This window comes from Moorena sp. SIO1F2, from assembly GCF_010672755.1.
Classification (GTDB): Bacteria; Cyanobacteriota; Cyanobacteriia; order Cyanobacteriales; family Coleofasciculaceae; genus Moorena.
Map to the genome: position 1 here is coordinate 1 of NZ_JAAHFV010000404.1, position 5,454 is coordinate 5,454.

The window sequence follows — 5,454 nt, forward strand, 5'->3', positions numbered from 1 at the left end:
TTAGCAAACCCGTAGTAATCAATCACCATATAGTGGTCAAAGCTCCGCATTGAGTTAATGCACTCCACTACACCAGGTTTGACAGCCTCAGGAAAGTTTTCTAACCGTTGTTGAGATATTTTCCTGAGTTTATGAGTGAACTTCTTTTCGATCAAGCGTCCGATTGGCGTAGATAGCAAATAATCTATGGAGCGATTCGATTCCAGATTAGGAGCCAAAACTGCTCCAAACCTGACCAGAGAACAATTGTTTTCAACTGCTGCCTTAAGTCCCCACAATGCCAACTGTCCCCCCATGGAAAAGCCCACCAAACCGACAGGTTCTGGGCAACCCATCTTTACTAATTGCATGGCTAGCTGCAACTGATCTTCCCCTTCTCGCCAACCGTCAGAAGATGGGACTGGGGATAGTTGTGCACTGCGTCCGTTACTGCGCCAATCATAAATTAACACTGCCCAACCATTGCTGTAGGCTTTACGAGCAAGGGTACGACTATACCAACCATTATCGACATCCCCTGTAAGGGCATAGTTAACAATCAGGGTACCTTTGGCATTGTCAGGACAACTCCACAATCCGCGCAACGGTACCTGATCCGCACCAGTAAATATGTGTTCCTGCCAGGGCATCAGGGGCAAATGGGAAAGCCAAGGTACTCTTTCCCCCCACCAACTCCAGGTCGTGCCGTACCAGTAAGTGGTAGCAATACTTTGAAATAAGCCATTTCTTAGGTACCAGGGAGCTTGGTAGTCTTGCATCAGGTTTCCTGCCTATTTGTGATTACACATCGGACTATAAGCCCTTCTAGTTCTCCATTGGTGTGGGCAGACAAACATTTGTTGCTCTAATTTTCGATATCTTTTTCCATCCACCGACGAGTGCCAAAAAACTGACAGGAATTGGAAGCTACCTTTGCTGCTGCGGCTAGGGCATCAGTAAACTCTTTCTGTAGAATATAGTGACAGAAGGCACCGTGAAACACATCCCCAGCTCCTAAGGTATCTACTGGTTGAATCTGGGGTACGGTTACTTCACCGGACACTCCTAAGCTACGATACTGAATTGCTTTTTCTCCTTGGGTAATGGCAATGTGAGGAATCCCAGCGTCTAGGAGATAAGCCATCACGTCTTCAAGGTCAGAGCACCCTGGTGGATAGAAATTGGCTGAGCAAATGGCGTAATCAACATAGGGCAAAATTGTTTCAAATCCTGGCTTCCAGCTACCGCCATCCATGACTACAGGGATATGATGAGTTTTGGCAAATTTTGCGATCGCATTACTAACCACCATCTGATGACCATCAATGAGCACCACATCCACCATCAAGTCTAAATCCTGAGGTATTTGTGTACTGCTGGCTTGGATTTTAGTAGCATTAATCGAAATAACTGCGCGATCGCCTGTGGATTCCGTAACAATGATAGAAGATACTGGTGGTGGTTGGGGGTTAGCTGGGTCAAGGTCGGCGATGATTACGCCATGACTGGTCAAATCGCTGCGAATTAGCTGAGTAATCGGATTAATTCCCACCAAACCGAGAATTTTAGCTATATTCCCTAGATAGCTAAACGTTACTGCTGCATTCGTTGCTGGTCCCCCAGCCGCTACTGTATAGTCAGAAGCAGTTATTTTTTCATTGCTGCTTGGTAGGTTGGTGCTGAGGTATACCAGGTCTAAGGTAACCATCCCCACAAAAAGACCAGTGCTCGCCATCTAACAACTACCCTTAGTATGATTTTTCATCAGCCTTGTAGAGGTAAAATTGTTGACAGATCCCTACAGTTTCAAAGGAGTATGAAGGGATCAGCGTACTAACATCCAGGTCAGTGCGGTAAATACTAAAGAGCAAAAAATTTTCTCGCTTTGTGGTCTGGGCAACAACTTGCTTAATTTGGGGTCGTCCTGTATCCACCAGTATGGTACACTGACGGCGCAGGAAACTGCCTAGGGTTTCCGGTGCTTGGGGACAAACTTCTTCTTTTAGATACTTGCTCAGTTGCTCAACCGCATAATCTTCATAGGTAGCTTGTCCAGGATTGGTCACCACCATTGAGCCTCCCACCACCGCAAGTACTATAGTTCCAAAAGCGGTGACAACCTGTGAAATCTTCATCTGAATTTTTTAACGATATATTATATATTACGATGCCTATCAAGCCTTCGAGTTCCAGGTTAACTGCAAAATGGTGGTAACGTCTTGCATGTTTGATGGAAATCCCTCAGGGCAAGACAATTGCCGCCATGGTCAGCAAACCTCAGGACTCTATTCATTCCTGACTGACTGAGTAATTACCATCAAAATTTTATAGATTGTTGATAAACCAACAAATAAGATGCTATAATAAACAACGGTAAGATTATGGCGAGCGTAGCCAAGTGGTTAAGGCAGTGGATTGTGGTTCCACCACTCGCGGGTTCGAGTCCCGTCGTTCGCCCTAAAAGTCCGTGGAATGGGCATCTTGCCCGTATCCTTCCTGGCATATTGGTGGAATGGGCATCTTGGCTGTTTCAACTTTCCGGCATCTTGGTAGAACGGGGAGCCGGCTGTGGAATGGGCATCTTGCCCGTTTCATTTCCGGGCGGGCAGAATGCCCACTCTACTCCTATTCAGCGCGAAGATTCAGCAATGCAAAAAAAATGCAGAAGTAGATTCACATAATCACTTCTGCCTAAATCCTCTCAAGACGCTTAACTAGACACCAATAGAGTCTACATCCACAGTCTTGACTTCAGGGTCTTGAGAGTCATTGGCAATCTTTTCGCTTTGGCGGGCTTTGGCAAAGTCAATTAGCCACTGAGACAGCTCTGAAACGAGCAGGGTTATAACTGCGATATCATCAATTTGCCCAATGATGGGAATAAAGTCTGGGGAAATATCAATGGGGCTAAGAAAGTAAACTAGGGTTCCCAAGATGATCCACCAGCGATACTTAGAATGGCGGATAGTGTTGCGATACCAGTTGTAAAAAGATTGAATTGGATTGTTCATCAAAATTTGCGGCTGAATACCTCATCCCATACCAAGTTGCGTGGGTAGGAAAGCCACACCTCCAACTAATGGTTTAAACGACTGGTTTTAAATGCTCATAAGCCGAGACCAGCCAAACTCGTTATCCCCAAGGGCCACACTTGTTAAGATTTCTTCCAATTAGAAGCAACCACAAAAGGGGTTTTTCCTATAGACCGGACTGGGGAACTCTCCGGCTCTGATGTACCAAACAATGGCTCAATACTCTATAGCTACTATTTATAGTGCCAGATTCTTCCAGAAACCGACTATGGGGATAACCACCCGTTTGATTAGAGTTTTTACTAGAATTTAGGCAGTTGAAACGGGCAAGATGCCCATTCCACCATGAAACGGGCAAGATGCCCATTCCACCATGAAACGGGCAAGATGCCCATTCCACCATGAAACGGGCAAGATGCCCATTCCACCATGAAACGGGCAAGATGCCCATTCCACCATGAAACCAAAAATTGAGGCTTTACCTAATATCGAATTTGCTTATCGTGATCAGACCTTAGCCCCATGGAAATGAAATTCTTCCCTATCTCCCCATCTCCCCATCTCCCCATTCCCCTCCTGGGAGGGGTTAGGGGTGGGTCCCCATCTCCCCATTCCCCTCCTGGGAGGGGTTAGGGGTGGGTCCCCATCTCCCCATCTCCCTATCTCCCTATCTCCCCACACTCCCCGCACTACCTAAGACACTCTGTACCGGATATGCTAAAGTCCAAGTGTAAATTTCCTGACCTAATCAGTTAACTCGTGGAGAATAGGATCAGTTTCTTGGCAAGTGGTTGAAAATCAATAGAAGATTGATAGACCACTGAGTTATTTGGAAGTAAGGGCAAGTCGTGGATATTGTCGAACTTATTGCAAAAGGTGGGATCGCCATGTGGCCTCTGTTGGCTCTATCGATCCTGACTATGGGTACAATCTTTGAACGGATCTGGTTTTGGGCAACTATAGCGTTGAGGGAAGGCATAATTGTTAATCGTGTTCTAGAGGCAGCAGCTGGTAGCTGGCATGTTGCTAGACAGATTGCCCTAGAGTCACGCCGACAACCCATCGGTAGATATTTGTATGCTCCTTTACGACTGAATAATCCTGACCCAGAAGTATTCCGACTGGCTCTAGAGTCGGCTGCGGATGATGAATTAGCTGCTATGCGACGGGGAGACAAACTCCTGGAAGCTGTGATTGCTCTAGCACCACTGTTGGGATTACTTGGTACAGTGTTGGGCTTGATTAACTCATTGGGTTCCATTCGCATTAGTGACCTTGGCACAGCTTCCACCGATGGGGTGACTCAGGGGATTGGAGAATCACTGATTAGCACAGCTACAGGTTTGATTGTGGCGATTATCAGTCTGGCTTTCTATCGACTATTTCAGGCTTTTTGGTTTAACCAAGTTAAAGTGTTCCGCAAAGCTGGAAGCGAGTTGGAATTGCTTTATCGACAAGATTGGTTACAACAAGAAGAAAGCTCTTAGTCACAGGAAAAATTTATGACGAAAAAAAAGGATTCAGCTCCTTCCCCCATGGCAGTCCGTCCTCTAAGACTGCGAATGGATAGCTCGCCGGAAGAGGTTCGGGTTGAGATTGTTCCCCTGATTGATGTGATTTTTTGTATTCTGACCTTTTTCATTTTGGCAGCTGTTACTTTATCTCGCCAGCAAGCCCTGAGCGTGGATTTGCCTAAGGCAAGTACTGCTAAGGCTCAAGGACGGGAAATCTTAATGGTTAGCCTTAATGAATTTGGTCAACTCTACGTTGAACAGGAGCCAGTGGTAACCCAAGAGCAGTTCAAAAAGAAACTGCAGGCATATCGTCAAACCAATCCTTATGGGTTGATGGCTCTTTATGCTGCCAAGGAGGCTAGTTACAACGAGGTCGTTCAGGTATTGGATGTGCTACGACAAGTGGGAGGCGATCGCGTAGCCCTAGCTACTCTACCGGGATCCTCAGGTCAATCCATTGACTTTATTCCTTCCCTGCCATCGGGAACAGGTGTCCCTAAGTTTAACTCCCCTGGAAACAACTCCTCTGATGCTCTTAATGACATATTAAAGTTCTTGCCTGGAAATAAATAAGGTTGTTGGTAAGTGTGGGGAGATGGGGAGATGGGGAGATGGGGAGATGGGGAGATGGGGAGAGTGGGGAAATGGGGAGATGGGGAGATGGGGAGATGGGGAGAATTTTAGGCAAATAGTCAGGATTTTCGCGCCTATTTATCGAAACATCCCCTCATATCCGAATCACGAATTGTTAGTCATTGTCTTGATGCAAAGCGCGAGTGGGGGGAACCCCCATGAGCGACTGCATCAAGAAAGGAAATTTTGGTTTATCCCCCTATCTCCCTATCTCCCTATCCCCCTATCTCCCTATCCCCCTATCCCCCTATCTCCCTATCTCCCTATCCCCCTATCTCCCTATCCCCCTATCTCCC

The 5,454-nt window shown here is 46.5% G+C and carries 6 protein-coding genes, 1 tRNA gene and 2 pseudogenes; 4 read left to right on the top strand and 5 right to left on the bottom strand.

Annotated features, from left to right (window positions below):
- The 3 genes from F6J94_RS29390 to F6J94_RS29400 all read right to left on the bottom strand — a co-directional run.
- Positions 1-758, bottom strand: a 758-nt coding sequence (locus F6J94_RS29390; protein ID WP_293046821.1) for an alpha/beta fold hydrolase, incomplete at its 3' end; no start/stop codon positions are given.
- Between the two features lie 86 nt (positions 759-844).
- Positions 845-1,714, bottom strand: coding sequence for a sugar kinase (locus tag F6J94_RS29395; protein WP_293046823.1), 870 nt, complete (start codon positions 1,712-1,714; stop codon positions 845-847).
- 13 nt (positions 1,715-1,727) lie between these two features.
- Complete coding sequence (locus F6J94_RS29400; RefSeq protein WP_293023185.1) at positions 1,728-2,114, bottom strand: DUF4359 domain-containing protein; 387 nt, start codon at positions 2,112-2,114, stop codon at positions 1,728-1,730.
- 249 nt (positions 2,115-2,363) lie between these two features.
- Between F6J94_RS29400 and F6J94_RS29405 the strand changes: the two genes are divergently transcribed.
- A tRNA-His gene (locus tag F6J94_RS29405) sits at positions 2,364-2,436 on the top strand.
- Between the two features lie 257 nt (positions 2,437-2,693).
- Here the strand turns inward: F6J94_RS29405 and F6J94_RS29410 are convergent.
- Positions 2,694-2,990, bottom strand: a complete 297-nt coding sequence (locus tag F6J94_RS29410) for a YkvA family protein (RefSeq protein WP_075897075.1) — start codon at positions 2,988-2,990, stop codon at positions 2,694-2,696.
- A gap of 323 nt (positions 2,991-3,313) precedes the next feature.
- Positions 3,314-3,478, bottom strand: a complete 165-nt coding sequence (locus F6J94_RS29415; RefSeq protein ID WP_293046825.1) for a hypothetical protein — start codon at positions 3,476-3,478, stop codon at positions 3,314-3,316.
- 381 nt (positions 3,479-3,859) lie between these two features.
- On the opposite strand from F6J94_RS29415, the pseudogene F6J94_RS29420 reads away from it, so the two are divergent.
- The 3 genes and pseudogenes from F6J94_RS29420 to F6J94_RS29430 form a co-directional block, all read left to right on the top strand.
- Positions 3,860-4,468, top strand: a pseudogene (locus tag F6J94_RS29420) (MotA/TolQ/ExbB proton channel family protein); the annotation flags it as partial.
- 45 nt (positions 4,469-4,513) lie between these two features.
- The gene (locus F6J94_RS29425) at positions 4,514-5,098 is read left to right on the top strand and encodes a biopolymer transporter ExbD (protein ID WP_293023180.1); all 585 of its coding nucleotides are present in this window, start codon (positions 4,514-4,516) and stop codon (positions 5,096-5,098) included.
- Between the two features lie 46 nt (positions 5,099-5,144).
- Positions 5,145-5,454: pseudogene (locus F6J94_RS29430) on the top strand (hypothetical protein); the annotation flags it as partial.

Coding starts and splice junctions, on each gene's coding strand:
- F6J94_RS29395 (WP_293046823.1), bottom strand. CDS start 1,714: ATGGCGAGCACTGGTCTTTTTGTGGGGATGGTTACCTTAGACCTGGTA.
- F6J94_RS29425 (WP_293023180.1), top strand. CDS start 4,514: ATGACGAAAAAAAAGGATTCAGCTCCTTCCCCCATGGCAGTCCGTCCT.
- F6J94_RS29410 (WP_075897075.1), bottom strand. CDS start 2,990: ATGAACAATCCAATTCAATCTTTTTACAACTGGTATCGCAACACTATC.
- F6J94_RS29400 (WP_293023185.1), bottom strand. CDS start 2,114: ATGAAGATTTCACAGGTTGTCACCGCTTTTGGAACTATAGTACTTGCG.